19 protein-coding genes and 1 other annotated feature are annotated in these 15,805 nt (G+C 35.5%); of the genes, 15 read left to right on the forward strand and 4 right to left on the reverse strand.

Going from position 1 to position 15,805, the window contains the following annotated elements; translation table 11 throughout:
• Positions 1 to 3: 3 nt before the first annotated feature.
• Genes D7D81_RS09305 through D7D81_RS09320 form a run of 4 tightly spaced genes read left to right on the forward strand, consistent with a single transcriptional unit; the run spans position 4 to position 2,121 of the window.
• Entirely contained in the window at positions 4 to 831 is an 828-nt protein-coding gene (locus D7D81_RS09305; protein WP_205739405.1) for a MerR family transcriptional regulator, read from the forward strand.
• Between the two features lie 18 nt (positions 832 to 849).
• A complete protein-coding gene (locus tag D7D81_RS09310) occupies positions 850 to 1,557 on the forward strand; it encodes a B3/B4 domain-containing protein (RefSeq protein ID WP_125989387.1) in 708 nt (235 codons plus the stop codon).
• A gap of 20 nt (positions 1,558 to 1,577) precedes the next feature.
• Positions 1,578 to 1,793 (forward strand): cysteine-rich KTR domain-containing protein, encoded by a 216-nt coding sequence (locus D7D81_RS09315; RefSeq protein ID WP_502700016.1) that lies wholly within the window; start codon positions 1,578 to 1,580, stop codon positions 1,791 to 1,793.
• Positions 1,794 to 1,815: 22 nt separating this feature from the next.
• Positions 1,816 to 2,121 carry a helix-turn-helix domain-containing protein gene (locus tag D7D81_RS09320; RefSeq protein ID WP_164522191.1) on the forward strand — a complete coding sequence of 102 codons (306 nt, stop codon included), beginning with the start codon at positions 1,816 to 1,818 and terminating at the stop codon, positions 2,119 to 2,121.
• Here D7D81_RS09320 and D7D81_RS09325 read toward each other — a convergent pair.
• The 3 genes from D7D81_RS09325 to D7D81_RS09335 all read right to left on the reverse strand — a co-directional run bounded on the left by D7D81_RS09325 (position 2,108) and on the right by D7D81_RS09335 (position 4,356).
• A complete protein-coding gene (locus tag D7D81_RS09325; RefSeq protein ID WP_125989391.1) occupies positions 2,108 to 2,299 on the reverse strand; it encodes a hypothetical protein in 192 nt (63 codons plus the stop codon). The two genes, D7D81_RS09320 and D7D81_RS09325, sit on opposite strands and share 14 nt — an antisense overlap.
• A 135-nt stretch (positions 2,300 to 2,434) precedes the next feature.
• Positions 2,435 to 3,640 (reverse strand): LysM peptidoglycan-binding domain-containing protein, encoded by a 1,206-nt coding sequence (locus tag D7D81_RS09330; protein ID WP_125989393.1) that lies wholly within the window; start codon positions 3,638 to 3,640, stop codon positions 2,435 to 2,437.
• Positions 3,641 to 3,930: 290 nt separating this feature from the next.
• A complete protein-coding gene (locus tag D7D81_RS09335; RefSeq protein WP_125989395.1) occupies positions 3,931 to 4,356 on the reverse strand; it encodes a CBS domain-containing protein in 426 nt (141 codons plus the stop codon).
• Positions 4,357 to 4,569: 213 nt separating this feature from the next.
• Between D7D81_RS09335 and D7D81_RS09340 the strand changes: the two genes are divergently transcribed.
• Positions 4,570 to 5,463 carry a sensor histidine kinase gene (locus tag D7D81_RS09340; RefSeq protein ID WP_125989397.1) on the forward strand — a complete coding sequence of 298 codons (894 nt, stop codon included), beginning with the start codon at positions 4,570 to 4,572 and terminating at the stop codon, positions 5,461 to 5,463.
• 22 nt (positions 5,464 to 5,485) lie between these two features.
• Here D7D81_RS09340 and D7D81_RS09345 read toward each other — a convergent pair whose 3' ends face one another.
• Positions 5,486 to 5,989, reverse strand: a complete 504-nt coding sequence (locus D7D81_RS09345; protein WP_125989399.1) for a gamma carbonic anhydrase family protein — start codon at positions 5,987 to 5,989, stop codon at positions 5,486 to 5,488.
• 172 nt (positions 5,990 to 6,161) lie between these two features.
• Here D7D81_RS09345 and pulA point away from each other — a divergent pair, with 172 nt between their 5' ends.
• The 10 genes from pulA (at position 6,162) to larE (ending at position 15,679) form a co-directional block, all read left to right on the forward strand.
• A complete protein-coding gene (gene pulA / locus D7D81_RS09350; RefSeq protein WP_286170373.1) occupies positions 6,162 to 8,108 on the forward strand; it encodes a type I pullulanase in 1,947 nt (648 codons plus the stop codon).
• A 95-nt stretch (positions 8,109 to 8,203) separates the two neighbouring features.
• Positions 8,204 to 8,674 (forward strand): hypothetical protein, encoded by a 471-nt coding sequence (locus tag D7D81_RS09355; protein ID WP_125989408.1) that lies wholly within the window; start codon positions 8,204 to 8,206, stop codon positions 8,672 to 8,674.
• Positions 8,675 to 8,690: 16 nt separating this feature from the next.
• Complete coding sequence (locus D7D81_RS09360) at positions 8,691 to 8,879, forward strand: alpha/beta-type small acid-soluble spore protein (RefSeq protein WP_125989410.1); 189 nt, start codon at positions 8,691 to 8,693, stop codon at positions 8,877 to 8,879.
• Positions 8,880 to 8,956: 77 nt separating this feature from the next.
• Positions 8,957 to 9,556, forward strand: a complete 600-nt coding sequence (gene nadD / locus D7D81_RS09365; RefSeq protein WP_125989412.1) for a nicotinate-nucleotide adenylyltransferase — start codon at positions 8,957 to 8,959, stop codon at positions 9,554 to 9,556.
• A 1-nt stretch (position 9,557) separates the two neighbouring features.
• Positions 9,558 to 10,130 carry a bis(5'-nucleosyl)-tetraphosphatase (symmetrical) YqeK gene (yqeK, locus tag D7D81_RS09370; protein WP_164522192.1) on the forward strand — a complete coding sequence of 191 codons (573 nt, stop codon included), beginning with the start codon at positions 9,558 to 9,560 and terminating at the stop codon, positions 10,128 to 10,130.
• Positions 10,120 to 11,319, forward strand: coding sequence for an LCP family protein (locus D7D81_RS09375; protein ID WP_286170374.1), 1,200 nt, complete (start codon positions 10,120 to 10,122; stop codon positions 11,317 to 11,319). The genes yqeK and D7D81_RS09375 overlap by 11 nt, the downstream gene beginning before the upstream one ends.
• 29 nt (positions 11,320 to 11,348) lie before the next feature.
• On the forward strand, positions 11,349 to 11,702 hold the full coding sequence (gene rsfS / locus D7D81_RS09380) for a ribosome silencing factor (protein ID WP_125989416.1): 354 nt from the start codon (positions 11,349 to 11,351) through the stop codon (positions 11,700 to 11,702).
• 34 nt (positions 11,703 to 11,736) lie between these two features.
• Positions 11,737 to 11,945: a binding site (T-box leader), on the forward strand.
• 44 nt (positions 11,946 to 11,989) lie between these two features.
• The gene (gene leuS, locus D7D81_RS09385; protein ID WP_125989418.1) at positions 11,990 to 14,482 is read left to right on the forward strand and encodes a leucine--tRNA ligase; all 2,493 of its coding nucleotides are present in this window, start codon (positions 11,990 to 11,992) and stop codon (positions 14,480 to 14,482) included.
• 69 nt (positions 14,483 to 14,551) lie between these two features.
• Positions 14,552 to 14,842 carry a glutaredoxin family protein gene (locus D7D81_RS09390; protein ID WP_125989420.1) on the forward strand — a complete coding sequence of 97 codons (291 nt, stop codon included), beginning with the start codon at positions 14,552 to 14,554 and terminating at the stop codon, positions 14,840 to 14,842.
• A gap of 24 nt (positions 14,843 to 14,866) precedes the next feature.
• A complete protein-coding gene (gene larE / locus D7D81_RS09395; RefSeq protein WP_125989422.1) occupies positions 14,867 to 15,679 on the forward strand; it encodes an ATP-dependent sacrificial sulfur transferase LarE in 813 nt (270 codons plus the stop codon).
• The last annotated feature ends 126 nt before the right edge of the window (positions 15,680 to 15,805 follow it).

Below are 15,805 nucleotides of genomic sequence, written 5' to 3' on the forward strand. Positions count from 1 at the left end.
CAAATGGATAATAATGAATTATTCCGAATCGGTGATGTAGCAAAGATGTTTCATTTAAGTGTGGGTTCTTTGCGGCACTACGAGAAAAAAGGGCTATTGCAGCCGGAATATATTGACTGTGAAACAGGCTATCGCTATTACAGCACACGCCAATTTGAATGTCTTAACACAATTAGATACCTGCGCATGCTGGATATGTCATTAAAGCAGATTGCGAATTTCCTAAAAAATCGGGATATTGACAGAATACAAGAAATGTTATGGCAGCAAAAAGAGGCCGTTGTTCGCAAACAAAACGAATTAAAAGTAATTGAGAAGAAAATAGAACATCGCCTGAAACAGATTCAAGATGCGCTTTCTTCTGAACTTGACTCTATTCGCATCACCCAAGTGGGTCCCCGCCGTATTTCATGGATACGGAATACGCTTTCAATTAAATCTTATCTTGATTTGGAAACTTCTATCCGGCAACTGGAACAATATCAGAAGGATGCTGTTGTCTTTCTTGGAAAAGTCGGCGTAGGGATCGCCAAAGAAAGACTATTGGAAGCGCAATATGATCAATATGATATGGTTTTTCTTCTTTTGGATCAGGAGGATACCTACGAAGGAACGGTAGAGGAATTGCCGGAAGAAACTTGCGTGACACTGCGGTTTTGCGGTAGCCATAATGAGGCTGCTGCACAATACAAAAAACTGGCTAATTTTATATCAGACCACAAACTGCGTATTACGGGATTTTCCAAAGAAATCACGATGATAGATTACGGGATAACCGATGATACCGGAAAATTTGTGACGGAAATCCAAATACCTATTCAACCTATTTAACAGAAAGGAAATCATACAATGAAAAGATTTATTGTTGATAAAAAAGTGTTTGAAAAGCTACCTAAATACTGTCTTGGCGTTGTTGTTGCCAAAGGTATTGATAACCATGTTTCTAATGTCCGGATTGAGCAGATGCTTGACGAACAAATCGAAAAATTTGCTAATGCGTATCAATCAGTCAATGTCCGAGAACTTCCCAATATCAAAGCGTATCGTGATGCTTTTTCTGCGTTAGGTATGAATCCTAACAAATATATGTGTTCCATTGAGGCTTTGGCAAAAAGGGTGCAAAAAAGCGCACAACTTCCGCATATTAACTCCATCGTCGATATTGGGAATGCTTTTTCTTTGAAATATCATTTGCCGATGGGTGCACATGATATTGATAAAATGGAGTTAGACATACAAATTCGTTTTTCAACCCAGCAGGATCATTTTCTTGGGATGGGAGAAAGTCGAACCGAAGTTATGCCAGAGGGAGAATTGGTTTACATCAGCGGCCATACTGTTAAGACCAGACGGTGGATATGGCGCCAAAGCGACGACGGAAAGATCACAGAAGAAACCAGCTATGTATTGTTCCCTATTGATGGGTTTGAGAATTTAAATCAGGAGCAGGTATTAAAAGCCCGAGATGAATTAGCTGACTCTCTCCGACAGGAATTTGAATGTGAGGTTTCAACAGGGTATGTGAATCGAGAGATAAATGTATTTTGCTACCGATAAACTTAAAATGCAGGTGCAAAATGGATAAATTGAAAGATGAGAAATGGATTCTATGCCCTATATGTAAAAGCAAAACACGGTTAAAGATACGGCAGGATACTGTACTTGAAAACTTTCCGCTATATTGCCCTAAATGCAAGCAGGAAACACTAATCAATAGCAGGGATAAGGGGACAGGTACCTTGTCCCTTTCCCAATTATCAGTAATGGGTAGCCATGGAGGCATTTTGGAGTGAACCCTGTTATTTTGTCGGTAACTTGGTTAGTCATAAACATCAAGAGACTAAGAAGTTTGAGCATAATTATATAATAAAAAGGACTTGTGAGCACTATGAGATTGAACCCAATGAATTATCTAAAAAAACGAGAAAACAAAAGATAGTCAATGCAAGGAAAGCATTTATATTGCTTTCAAAGGAATACAGTGATATATGTAATAAAGATCTGGCGCAAAAATTAAATTTAGCTGAATCAACAATTTCAACTATTAAACCTGAAATTTCAGATAGACAAACTTGGGAAAAAAGATTTTTTAGAGTTTTTTATTTTATTATACTGGATTGACATAAATATATGTTTTGTCAGCATCTTTTTTCACATCTGTTACTTCAAACTCATTTCTTTCTTGATTGTTATCAATATTCAGAGATATTTTCTCTCCAATCCCTGGGAGATTATCGGTGTTTTGTAGTTCTGCTATTTTAGGAAAACCAATTTTATTTAGATACACCTGTACTGTCATTTGAATTTTCACCTCTGTTTTTTAATATCTTGTCCATTGTGGAAAATAATATTCTTAGGGTAAAAACAGGGTGGTTTGTCCAAAACCATCCTGTTTTTTGATGCAGAGAATTTAGTTTTGTCTGATAGTAAGGAATTATTCATAGACGTTTATTCCTAATAACTCATCAAGATTTACAAACTGGTAGCCCAGCATTTGTAGTGTTTGGATAAATTCTGGTAACATCTCAGCTGTGGCACTTAGGTCATGGTTTTCTCCACCTGCTGAATGGAACAATATTATTGTATCTTTATCTATGTTTGGAAGTGTGTTAATAAGGATTTGATCAACATCTCTATCTAACCAATCCCTTGAATCAACTGTCCAGTTAATTACCTTATAATCAAATTCCTTCATACGTTCCAGTAGGGTGGATGATACTGCACCATATGGGGGGCGTACTAACTTTGTTTTTAAACCAGTAATGCCCGCTAGAGTTTTTTCCGTTTTATCAATTTCAAGAGATAATTCTGCTGGTGATAATTTAGTTAGATCAGGATGTGACCAGGAGTGACTGGCGACAATGTGTCCTTCAGCTATTATTCTTTTTACTACTTCAGGATAGTTGTTTATTCTTTTGCCCATTAAAAAGAAAGTTGCTGGAACATTATATTTTTTTAGTATATCTAAAATCCATGGAGTATAAGTTCCATCCGGCCCATCATCAAAGGTTATTGCTATTTTGTATTGATTGGTATTGCCGTAGCGGTAGAATGTATCTGGAAAATCCCTTATATAATTTGGCCCATTATAATTATATGAATCGCCAGGGATAATTACCGGAATTTTAAGGGTTTGTCCAAGCTGTAGTTCTGTACTTTTAAGTTGATTAAATACAGTTATCTCTGTTGTTTCAATACCATATTCTCTGGCAAGTTTATAAATTGTATCTCCAGCTTTCACTTGGTAATAAAGTGGATATCTATATCTGACAGGTATATATAGTAATTGATGGGGATATAATGTCTCATTATTTATATGATTAGTCCGTGATAAGATATTAATTGGTATATGAATTTTCTGTGAAATTTTAAATAAAGTATCACCTGTTTTTACACGGTAAGTACCTGCCTGATAAATATTTGGTATAATTAAAACCTGTCCATTAAAAATGGTATCTGGATTTTTCAGTTTGTTTAATGATGCTATTTCATTTTCTGTTATTCCATAGTAATGGGCTATTTGATATAAGTCTTCACCTGGTTTTACACGATGTACACTTAATGCCTGAGTATAGGTGGAAGTTACTGTTGTAAATATAATAAAAAATAGTATAATACTAATTCCTATAGTTTTACGCATTTTCTCACCTCCTTTAATTCTTTATTATTGTTTAAATTACTACATCAATCCTGTTTTTCCTACAAGAAAATAATACCATCGCATTTAATGACAGTAATCATTAGACGTTACTTACATTTGTTTTCTTTAAAAAATTATATGGTTTTAAATTATGCATAAGCGGTAGACTGAAAATTATTGCGGTTGTATTAAGCTAGGATAGTCATATTATTGCTAACTTTATTATCGGTGTAACATTAAAATGGGATAGACTATAAATAATCTATCCCGGAATTTAATGTTTTAAAACTTTATTTTGCAGGTTTACTTGGTTTAGAAATAGTTGATAAGGCCTCTCCGGCTTCCATGTCAGACCTGGAGTTTACTGCTAAATCTCCTAACGATACAATTCCAACTAAATTATTATTTTCTACGACCGGCAGGCGGCGGATTTGTTTTTCAGCCATTAATGTAGCGGCTTCCTGGTCAGACATATCAGGTTGTCCATAGATCATATTTTTAGACATGACCTGGGTAACAGGGGTATTACTGTCACCATTATTGGCAACATTCCTAATAGCTATGTCTCTATCTGTTATAATCCCTACTGCTCTTTTCCCTTCACAAACTGGAACAGAGCCGACATTTAGATTTTTCATAATTGTTGCTGCATCTTTAACACTAGAATTTGGGTTGACAGTTTGTACATTATTGGTCATAATATCTCTTAATTGCATTATTGATCATCTCCTTTTTTTCTTATGATATGTAAAAAAAATATTTTAATTCATAATAAGATGATATAAATTAGATATTTTTATATTATCCTAGAAAAAAATGTTAGATATAGAATTAATTTGTTTCTTGCTAAAATTTTCTTTATTTGTTATAATGATATTGGAAAGGTATGCGAACATTTGTTTAGCAAAATATAAAAATGAGGGATTGATATGATGTTAAGGTATTTGAGTTATTTGGAAAAGACAGGGATTGACGAACAGGGAATTGTCAGAGAAAAGGGAGAAGATGTTAATAATATTAGGGAAGAAATAATTTTTAATAGATTAAAGACCAAATTCTTTGCTAATCTTTCACATGAATTTAAAACCCCTTTAAATCTAATTTTTTCTTCTATAAAAATGATAGAGTTATTTCTTGAAAAAAATTCACATGCTTATAATGAGGGTTTAACTCCTTATCTTAAAAGTATTAAAAAAAATAGTTTTCGTTTATTAAAACTCCTTTCTAATTTAATAGATCTTACCAGAATAGAGGCAGATGATTTTAAACTCGATTTAAAAGAATGTGATATTGTTAAACTTATGCATAAGCTTGGTGAGGAGGTTTATGACCAAATAAACAGGAGAGGTAGGTCATTTAGAATTAAAAGCCAGTTGGGTACCAGGGTTATTGTATGTGATCCTTCAATTATAGAGAGGATAATTTTAAACCTCTTATCCAATGCCTTAAAATTCACTAAAAAAGGGGACCAGATAATTATCACTATCTCTGAGAACGATAATTTCCTTATAATTTCAGTAAGGGATACTGGTATTGGTATAGAGAAGGACAAGCAGGCTCTAATATTTCAAGAATTTAGACAGGCAGATGAAACATTTAGCCGTATAAATGAGGGTAGTGGTATTGGATTGTCTATTGTAAAATCATTAGTGGAGCTGCATGAGGGGACTATTGAAGTAGATAGTATTCCAGGTTCTGGGAGTGATTTTTTGATTAAATTACCTATTGATTTAGAAAAAAATCATGCTAATAGGAGTGGGGCTTATCAGATTGAGAATCTAATAGATAAGGTTGATGTAGAATTTTCCGATATTATCAGCTAACTGCTACAAAAAAGCACCTGCTTTATGGCAGGTACTCTAGGGCTAGTTTATGATAATCTTCAGCTGATTTTTTTATATCTATAATTTCTTGTTCTTCTAGTTTCCGAATTATCTTTCCTGGGATACCGACTACTAAACTTCTGGGAGGGATTTTTTGATTTTCTAGTATTATTGCTCCGGCACTAATAATTGATTTTTCTCCAATTACAGCCCCATTAAGTACGATAGCGCCCATACCAATTAAACAACTATCTTCAATCTTACAACTGTGTAGTTTAGCCCCATGTCCAATAGTTATGTTATTACCTATAAGAAGGGGTTTATTTTTATCCACATGGAGTACGGCATTGTCCTGAATATTTGTTAAAGCCCCTATTTTAATCTGATTAAAATCTCCCCTGATCACTGCGTTGTACCAGACACTGGATCCCTTCAATATTTTTACATCACCGATGACCTGACAGCCTGCTGCTATAAAGACCTCATTTCCTATTTCAGGGATCTTTCCATTAAAGACCTGTAACATATATATCCCCCCATAATTTATAATTGAGATTATAATTACTTAAATCCTATTATATTTATTCTAGAAACCTAAGATAACTCCTTTATAATGATGAAAACTTAATAGTCAAATCTGGTATTAATTTTATTATAGGAGATAAAATAAAGGTAAAGGAATTCTGGAGACTGATTATATGAATAAATTTAGTAAAAACTACATTGATATATTAAGATGGAAAATGGATGAAGAGTTAGCAGAAGATGAGGGTGTGGAATGCAACCCATATTATCTGGGAGAGGACCTTGGTATTAACTATTCTAAAGAAAAAACACATTTCAAGGTATGGGCTCCAACAGCTAAATGGATAAAGTTGTTAGTCTATTCAAATGAAAATGATGAGCAACCGGAAATTACTAGAGATTTTAATAGAGATACCTGTGGAACTTGGGTAGCAGAAATCCCAGGAGATATGCATGGTTATTATTTTTTATACCGGGTTAAAGTAAAAGGAAAAATCAATGAAGTTATAGACCCCTATACCAGGGCAGTTAGTACCAATAGTAAAAAGGGTTTAATTGTTGATTTGAACAGAACAAATCCAGAGAACTGGGAAAATGATAGGAGGGTAGGATTAAAACAGCCACAGGATGCCATTATATATGAGGTTCATGTTAGAGATTTTTCTTCCTCTCCCAATTCAGGAATGATAAATAAGGGAACCTACCTGGCCTTTACAGAAAAAAATACTACAACTCCGGATGGATTTAAAACAGGGGTTGGCCATTTAAAAGAACTTGGCATTAGTCATGTACATTTGTTACCAGTTTTTGATTTTGCTAGTGTAGATGATAAACAAAAGATGGATTATAATTGGGGATATGATCCCTATTACTACAATGTTCCAGAGGGTTCTTATACAACAGATCCGGCAGATGATACCCGTATAAAAGAGTTTAAGAGACTGGTACAGGAACTACATAACAATGGCTTAGGGGTAATCATGGATGTAGTATATAATCATACATATGCTACTGAAGATTCTCCTTTTAATCTACTGGTTCCTGGATATTATTATCGTTTTGACCTTTATGGAAATTATTCTAATGGTTCAGGGACAGGGAACGAAATTGCCTCTGAAAAACCTATGGTACGTAAATTTATTGTTGATTCTGTAAAATACTGGGCAAAAGAATACCATATAGATGGTTTTCGTTTTGATTTGATGGCCTTACATGACAAAAAAACTATCTCTGAGATTGAAAAGACCTTGCATGGTATAGATAGTTCGATTTTAATTTATGGTGAACCGTGGATGGGTGGTTTATCTTCACTGGATCATTCACAGCAGGTACATAAGGGTACACAGAAGGGAATGAAAATTGCAGTTTTTAATGATGATTTCAGGAATGCCATCAAAGGTGATAATGACGGTATAGGAACGGGATTTGTTTCTGGGAGAGAAGACCAGGCACATAATATTAAATGTGGTGTGACAGGTAGTATATTTTATAATGACTATATACAGGGTTTTACTGAACAGCCCAGTGAAAGTGTTAATTATGTCTCATCACATGATAATTTAACTTTATGGGATAAACTGAATAAATCAAATTTCCATGATAGTGAAGAAGACCGAATTAAAATGGATAAGTTAGCCCAGGCTATAATACTTACTTCACAGGGTATTCCCTTTATTCAGGGTGGTGAGGAATTACTGCGGACTAAATTTGGCAATCATAATAGTTATCAGGCTGGTGATAGGGTTAATCAGCTTAAATGGGAGAGAAAGGCCATTTATTACGATGTGTTTAAATACTATCAAGGTTTGGTTACCTTAAGAAAAGAACATCCTGCCTTTAAGATGGAGAATGCAGTCCAGATCAGAAACAGTCTCTGTTTTTTAGATACCCCTCATAATACAGTGGGTTTCTGGCTAAAGAATCATGCTAATAATGATCAGTGGAGAAATATAGTTGTACTTTATAATCCCAACCGGGTAAGACAGGAGTTTTCTCTACCTGAGGAGGGAGAATGGCTGGTAGTTGTTAATGATGAAAAGGCTGGAACAAATGTCCTGGAGTCGACATTTGAAAGGGTAGTTGTTAAACCTATTAGTATAATAGTCTTGTATCAGAACTAATTACGATAATATTTGTTCCTCACCTTCCAGGCACATAATTATTACCGTGTGAATACAATAGTGTATGTTTTTCCTATTGGAAGGAGGGGGGCAGAGTGTTCCTATTTGAATATATGATGAAATTACTCATGGGGAACTCAAATACTCTCTTCATGGGCTTAATAGTAGTAATTTTTGGTTATTATGGCTGGTTATTATGGAGTATTAATGAACGGCTTAAGAATCATTTGATAGACTGGGATAGGCAAAATGATTCTCTTATTGATATGAAAGAAACTGTTGATAAACTTGATGATAGTCTTTATAAAGAATTAGTAAATAGGCTTGATGAGAAGAAAACGGAGATTGAAAAAATAAGGTTGGAGATAGATAAAAAATCAGATGATATGGATAGGTATTATAATGATATTATTGGTGAAATAAAGGAGTCTACTGATGAGATTAAGGAAATTATGATGATTTTAATGAATAACCGGGCCAGGGTGCTAAGGTCAGAAGAGACGGTTGATCTTTATAGAATGATTAAAGAAAAACAGGAAGCAGATAATTATAAAAAAAGCAATTGACTCTGGGGGTATAAGATTGAGTAGCAAAGAAAGGAAAACCGATGATTTTACATTACTAAAATTAAAATTAGAGGTTGCAGAAGAATTAGGTCTGGTAGATAAAATAAAAAAAGTCGGCTGGGCAGGATTAACTGCTGAAGAGGCAGGTAAGTTAGGAGGCTGTATTACCAGTAAAATAAAACAATTGAATAGTGATGAAACTTGAATATCAAGCCTAATTCAATTATAATATAGATGGATTTATGTTTTTTAAGATACTAAAGGTGTTTTGGGGGTAGCTATATGGAGTTAGCTATTTTAGGGGGAACCTTTGATCCGGTCCATTTAGGTCATCTCTTAATTGCTGAACAGGTTTTAAATAGATTTGACCTTGATAAGATAATTTTTATGCCTGCAGGTGTTCCTCCACATAAGAATAATAGTCAAATCCTTCCCTCACATCACCGCTTAGAAATGTTAAAATTAGCAATCAGGGATAATCCCTTATTTAACTATTCCCGATATGAGCTTGATAAAGAGGGTCAATCCTATACAGCTGATACCCTGCGTTACTTTAAAAATAAACAAGGGGTAGACAGGGTCTATTTTATTATTGGAGCAGATTCCCTCTTAGATATTTTTAACTGGAAGGAACCTGATTATCTTTTGGCTAATGCCTTCTTTATTGTTGCCCAGAGGCCAGGTTATTCTATTGATAATATCTTGAGAGAAAATGATTATTCTCCTTATTTGGATAGGATATTTATCATGAATAGCTTTTTTATAGATATCTCATCTACTTTTATAAGACAGGCTGTTAAAAACGGGGATTCTATCAGATATCAGGTTACTGAAGCAGTAAAGGATTATATTGAAAATAAGAAGCTATATCTGGAGGATTAAAGTGAATAGAGAAGAAACTATTGAAGTAATAAAAGAATGTTTGCCAGCCGCTAGATTTAAACATTCACTGGCTGTAGCTGTTACTGCCGAAAAACTTGCCCGGAAAGAAGGCCTGGCTGTTGATAAAGCCTATCTTGCAGGTTTACTTCATGACTATGCCAAGGGTTATAGTGAGGAAGAGCTAAAGCAGCTGGCTAGAATTTCATCATGGTATATTGATCAAGAAGAAATGTCCATATATCAGTTACTTCATGCCCCTGTTGCTGCTTATCTGGTAGAAAAAGAACTGGGAATAGATGATAGCCAGATACTTGAGGCCATCAGATATCATACAATTGGGAGTCCTGATATGGGTAAACTGGCTGTAATTATATATATTGCAGACTTTATTGAGCCCTCCAGGGATTTTTCAGGGATAGATAAGATAAGAAAAGAAGTAGATCAGGGACTGGATTATGGTATTCTGGCCATTACAAACCATATTTTAAGGTATCATCTTGATCATAATAGAGTGATACATCCTAATACATTAGCCTTAAGAAATGCCTACCTAAGGAGGATTTATGATGAGTAGTTTTAAACGTAGATTTTTGTTGTTTAGTGGATTTATATTATTATTAATACTTGGGTTTAGTATTGCAGTCTTTCTAAACACTGATTTCTGGGCTTTACAAAATAGTCCTTTTGAAAGTTCTAAACTAAATATACTGGTTGTGGGGTATGATTCCCTGGTTAATGGTTCACCAAGGGCAGATACAATTATTCTCGCCAGTATTGACTTAAAGACTAAAGATGTTGGTCTATTATCTATACCCCGTGATACCCGTGTTGATATTCCCGGACATGGTATGAATAGGGTTAATGCCTCTCATGCCTTTGGAGGTATAGAATTAACAGATAAAACACTGGAATTGTTTCTGGATGTACCAATTGATTATTATGTTGAGACAAATTTTAATGGTTTTGCTAAAATGGTTGATGCCCTTGGTGGAGTAGAGATTAATGTCTCACAGCCATTTCATTATGTTGATAAGGCTGGTGATTTATATATAGACTTGCCTGCCGGTCAACAGGTTTTGAATGGTGATGAGGCTCTGCAGTATGTACGCTATAGGGAATCGATTGAGGGTGATATAGGTCGGGTTGCAAGACAGCAGAAGTTTATCAAAGCTATGTTTAAAAAGGTTCTGCGCCCCGATATAGTTATGAAACTCCCTGGTATATATACGGAAGTTAAGAAAACGGTTAATACTAATATCCCATTACAGGATATTAGTCCTTTTATCCATCTGCTTAAGGATATGGATATGAATGATTTTAAAACGATAATGTTACCAGGTCAACCTAAATATATAAATGGGGCTAGTTATTGGCTAGCAGATGAGAAGGAATTAGACGTTGTGGTAAATAATTTGATAAGGAGTAAGGAATTTATCAGAAACAGTCGTATTTGTCTGGGGATATATAATGGAAATGGTCAGGTCGGTCTTGCTGGCCAGGTGTCTGATCAGTTGGGTAAATATGGGTTTGTGATAGATAGAATAGCTAATGCAGATCACTATAATTATCAAGAGACTAGAATAAAATACTATGACAGGGCAAATGAAGTTACTGCCTTAAATATTCAAAAGGTACTGGGTGGTAAAGTTATCTATGAGAAATCCACAGGGGAGGGCGAAAAAGCAGCAGCAAATAAAGAGGATATTTCGATTATTATTGGTAATGATTATAATAAAGCATCTGAAGATGAAATTACAGGTTAAATTAAAATTTTAAGGGGTTGATATATTAGATGATAGATGATGGAATTAAAGGGATGGCTGTACAGGCTGCTAAAGCAGCAGAGGATAAAAAAGCAAATGATATTCAGATACTGGATGTCAGGGAGTTAACAGTAATAGCAGATTATTTTTTAATCTGTAGTGGTAAATCTGTTACCCAGGTAAAGGCTATTGCTCGGGGAATTGATGAGGAATTGTCGGAAAAGGGCATTAATCCTAAAAAGACGGCTGGAATGCAGGAGGGACGCTGGGTTTTGATGGACTATGCTGACCTGATTATTCATGTTTTTCACGAGGAAGAAAGAAAATATTATGAGCTTGAACGCCTCTGGGCTGATGCCGAAAAGATATTAAGGAAATCTTGACAATCTTTTGGATTATTAATATAATTTATTTAATATGAAGACGATGAAAGAAAGTAGTAGATATTATATATACCTAAAGAGAGCTGGTGTTAGCTGCAAACCAGTGGTATATGATATCGAACTCATTCTGGAGTTTAACTGGTGAATTAAATATAGCCAGTTGCGCTGTTAGCGTTATCAACAAACAAGTGGTTGATATCTTTATCAATAAGGGTGGTACCGCGGGTATATCCCGTCCCTATAGTGAGGGCGGGTTTTTCTATTTATATTTTGGGAGGTTGAGTTTAGTGAAGGGATATTATGATTTTAAAGAAATCGAAAGAAAATGGCAGAACACATGGGAAAAGGAAGGTATTTTTACGCCTGCTGATGAAACAGATAAAGAGAACTATTATGTACTGGAGATGTTCCCCTATCCCTCCGGCAATCTTCACATGGGACATGTGAGGGTTTATTCTATCGGGGATGTTATTGCACGTTTTAAGGTGATGAATGGTTATAATGTCTTGCATCCAATGGGCTGGGATGCCTTTGGCTTGCCTGCCGAAAATGCTGCTATTAAACATGGAAATATTCATCCCCAGGACTGGACATGGGATAATATTGATAATATGAGAAAACAAATGAAGGCTATGGGTTTGAGTTATGACTGGGATAGAGAGGTTACTACAGCTAAAGAAGATTACTATAAATGGACCCAGTGGTTTTTTGTTCAGATGTTTAAGAAGGGTCTGGCCTATAAGAAAAAATCATCGGTAAACTGGTGTCCAGATTGTGAAACAGTCTTAGCTAATGAACAGGTTATTAATAATCAATGTGAGCGTTGTGATACAGAGGTTGAGCAGAAGGAATTGGAACAGTGGTTTTTTAAGATTACTGATTATGCTGAAAGACTGCTGGAAGACCACGAATTGCTGGAGAACTGGCCGGAAAAAGTTAAAGTAATGCAGAGAAACTGGATTGGTAGAAGTGAGGGTATGAAGATTAATTTTCCAATCAAAGGTCTTGAGGAAACACTTGATGTTTTTACTACCAGACCAGATACTATCTATGGGGCAAGCTATATGGTGCTGGCCCCTGAACACCCACTGGTAGACCAGCTGGTAGCAGGTACTGATAGAGAGGACGAGGTTAAAGAATTTGTTCATAAGGTTAAGAAACAAAAAGAGATGGAAAGGACATCACCTGAATCAGCCAAGATGGGTATGTTTACTGGTGCTTATGCTCTTAACCCGATGACTGGTGAGGAGATTCCTATCATGTTAGCTAATTATGTTTTGATGGGTTATGGTACTGGTGCTATTATGGCTGTACCTGCCCATGACCAGCGTGACCTTGATTTTGCTGTTAAATATGATCTGCCTGTTAAAGTAGTAATCCAACCAGTAGATAGAAAAGAGAAACTTACTGTAGAAGAATTAGCAGGTGAGGCCTATACTGGTGATGGATGTTTGATTAACTCCGGTAAGTTTAATGGTTTGACAGTAGAAGAGGCCTTTAGTGCAATGGCCAGTTACATGGAAAAAGAGGGTATGGGTAAGATAGAGGTGAATTATCGTCTGCGCGACTGGTTGATTTCCAGGCAGCGTTACTGGGGTACACCAATACCTATTGTCTATTGTGATAAATGTGGGGTAGTTCCTGTTCCTGAAGAGGAACTGCCAGTTAAATTACCGCGTGATGTAGAGTTCAGCCCTGGAGGAGAATCTCCCCTTAATAAATGTGATGAATTTGTTAATACCGAGTGTCCAGAATGTGGTGGAAAGGCCAGAAGGGAGATAGATACCATGGATACCTTTGTGGATTCATCATGGTACTTTCTGCGCTATACTGATCCACATAATGATAAACTTCCTTTTACTAAAGAACAGGCAGATAAATGGTTCCCTGTTGACCAGTATATTGGTGGGGTAGAACATGCTATACTCCATCTCCTTTACGCTAGATTTTTTACCAAGGTTATTTCTGACCTGGGTTTAACTGATGTTGTTGAACCATTTACTAACTGGTTAGCCCAGGGTATGGTTTTGAAAGATGGAGCTAAAATGTCCAAATCAAAAGGAAATGTAGTTGCCCCTAAAGATATACTCGGTAAATATGGTGCAGATACTGCCCGGCTTTTTATTCTCTTTGCTTCACCACCAGAAAAGGATTTGGAATGGAGTGACAAAGGTGTAGAAGGTTCAGAGAGATTTTTAAATAGGGTATGGCGTCTACTTAGTGACCATATTGAAGGCTTGAAAAATAATAGTGCTAAATTAGATCAACAATCATTTACAGGGAATGAGAAGGAATTATACCGTGAGCTTCATCTGGCTATTAAGAGGGTGACCGAGGATATTGGTGTGAGATTAAACTTAAATACTGCTATCAGTGCTATTATGGAATTAACCAATGCCTGTTATCACTACTTAAATGAGGTTGAAGTTATTAATTATTCATTATTAAGTGAAACAATAGATAAACTATTGTTATTACTTGCCCCTTTTGCCCCTCATATGACTGAAGAACTGTGGCATGAACTGGGACATGATGGTTTTATCTCTCAACAGGCCTGGCCGGAATATGAAGAGGAAGCCCTGAAGAAAGATGAAATAACAATTGTTGTCCAGATTAATGGAAAAGTGAGGGATAAACTGAAGGTAGAGGCTGAAATAGATGAAGAAAGTCTTAAAGAAACAGTTCTAAAATCTCAAAAGGTTCAGGACTATACAACTGATAAAGAGATAGTTAAATTCATAGTAATTCCTAAAAAGTTAGTAAATATTGTTGTTAAGTAGCTTAATAAATCACTGTATTTTGATCGACAAAAAGATAAACCCTCCTTTTGATAAGGAGGGTATTTATCAATGGTGAGGTGGGGTATTATTAGTTTTTTAAGTAGGATAAAAGAAAAATTTAGTCGTAAACCATTGATGTATTCATCAAGGATATGTGAGGATTGCCAGGCAGCAAAGAAATTTTTTGTTGCTCATGAGATTTCTATACAGATCAAATATATCGAAGATAAGGGAGTAAGAGAAGAACTAGCTGCAAAGTATGGTAAGGTTCTGGTGCCGACTATTATTATTGCTGGTAAAAAATTTATTGGCTTTGAGGATAATAAAAAAGAAATAAAGAAGAGACTCAAAATAGATTAAAAAAGACCACGGAGGGGAGAAAAAATGCAGCCAGAATTGGAGGAGAAATACAACAGGTTAAAAAGTATTTTATTATCAATAAAACGTCTGGTGATTGGTTTTTCTGGTGGTGTTGATAGTACCTTATTACTTAAGGTAGCAATTGATGTTTTAGGAAGGGATAATGTACTTGCTGTTACCTCTTCTTCTGAAACACACCCCTTAAGTTCACTGGAAGAGGCTAAAAGACTTGCTAAAGAGATAGGGGCAGACCATAAAATCATTGAAAGTATGGAACTTAGTGATGAGAGATTTAGTAGAAATGATAAAGAGCGGTGTTATTACTGTAAAAGAATACTCTTTTCAGATCTTAGAGAGATTGCCCGGGATAATGGCTATAGTGTCATGGCAGATGGTTCAAATACTGATGATAGTTTATATGATTATCGTCCTGGATTAAAAGCTATCAAGGAATTAGGGGTCAGGAGCCCTCTGCTGGAAGCAGGTCTTGCCAAAAAAGAAATCAGGGAATTATCTAAAGAACTTGGCCTGCCTACCTGGGATAAAGCTGCTTTTGCCTGTCTGGGTTCGCGTTTCCCTTATGGTGAAGCTATTACCAGTGAGAAATTAGAAATGGTGGATAAAGGAGAGGCATTTTTAAGGAAATATGGTTTTTCACAATTGCGTTTAAGGCAGCATGACCAGTATACTGCCCGGATAGAGGTGTTGCCTGAAGATATGGATAAATTAATGGCTAACAGAGAAGAGATTGTTGGCAGACTAAAAAAAATAGGTTATAATTATATTACGCTTGATATTGAGGGGTATCGAACAGGTAGTATGAATGAGTTGTTGTAAGATTTGTAATATCTTTAGAAAAGAGGGCATATAAATATACTAAATACAAATTAAGTTTCTTTCAGCTTTTTGCATAATTGAACGGGTAAGGGTACTACAGGCATTACGTATCTAAGCCGATTATTT

Source organism: Halocella sp. SP3-1, from assembly GCF_003953885.1.
In the GTDB taxonomy this organism is placed as follows: domain Bacteria; phylum Bacillota; class Halanaerobiia; order Halanaerobiales; family DTU029; genus Iocasia; species Iocasia fonsfrigidae.

Bases quoted from the DNA above. Each gene is read 5' to 3' on its own strand.
- D7D81_RS09305 (WP_205739405.1), top strand. From the start codon at position 4: ATGGATAATAATGAATTATTCCGAATCGGTGATGTAGCAAAGATGTTT.
- D7D81_RS09310 (WP_125989387.1), top strand. From the start codon at position 850: ATGAAAAGATTTATTGTTGATAAAAAAGTGTTTGAAAAGCTACCTAAA.
- D7D81_RS09315 (WP_502700016.1), top strand. From the start codon at position 1,578: ATGGATAAATTGAAAGATGAGAAATGGATTCTATGCCCTATATGTAAA.
- D7D81_RS09325 (WP_125989391.1), bottom strand. From the start codon at position 2,299: ATGACAGTACAGGTGTATCTAAATAAAATTGGTTTTCCTAAAATAGCA.
- D7D81_RS09330 (WP_125989393.1), bottom strand. From the start codon at position 3,640: ATGCGTAAAACTATAGGAATTAGTATTATACTATTTTTTATTATATTT.
- D7D81_RS09335 (WP_125989395.1), bottom strand. From the start codon at position 4,356: ATGCAATTAAGAGATATTATGACCAATAATGTACAAACTGTCAACCCA.
- D7D81_RS09340 (WP_125989397.1), top strand. From the start codon at position 4,570: ATGATGTTAAGGTATTTGAGTTATTTGGAAAAGACAGGGATTGACGAA.
- D7D81_RS09345 (WP_125989399.1), bottom strand. From the start codon at position 5,989: ATGTTACAGGTCTTTAATGGAAAGATCCCTGAAATAGGAAATGAGGTC.
- pulA (WP_286170373.1), top strand. From the start codon at position 6,162: ATGAATAAATTTAGTAAAAACTACATTGATATATTAAGATGGAAAATG.
- nadD (WP_125989412.1), top strand. From the start codon at position 8,957: ATGGAGTTAGCTATTTTAGGGGGAACCTTTGATCCGGTCCATTTAGGT.
- D7D81_RS09375 (WP_286170374.1), top strand. From the start codon at position 10,120: ATGATGAGTAGTTTTAAACGTAGATTTTTGTTGTTTAGTGGATTTATA.
- rsfS (WP_125989416.1), top strand. From the start codon at position 11,349: ATGATAGATGATGGAATTAAAGGGATGGCTGTACAGGCTGCTAAAGCA.
- D7D81_RS09390 (WP_125989420.1), top strand. From the start codon at position 14,552: ATGGTGAGGTGGGGTATTATTAGTTTTTTAAGTAGGATAAAAGAAAAA.
- larE (WP_125989422.1), top strand. From the start codon at position 14,867: ATGCAGCCAGAATTGGAGGAGAAATACAACAGGTTAAAAAGTATTTTA.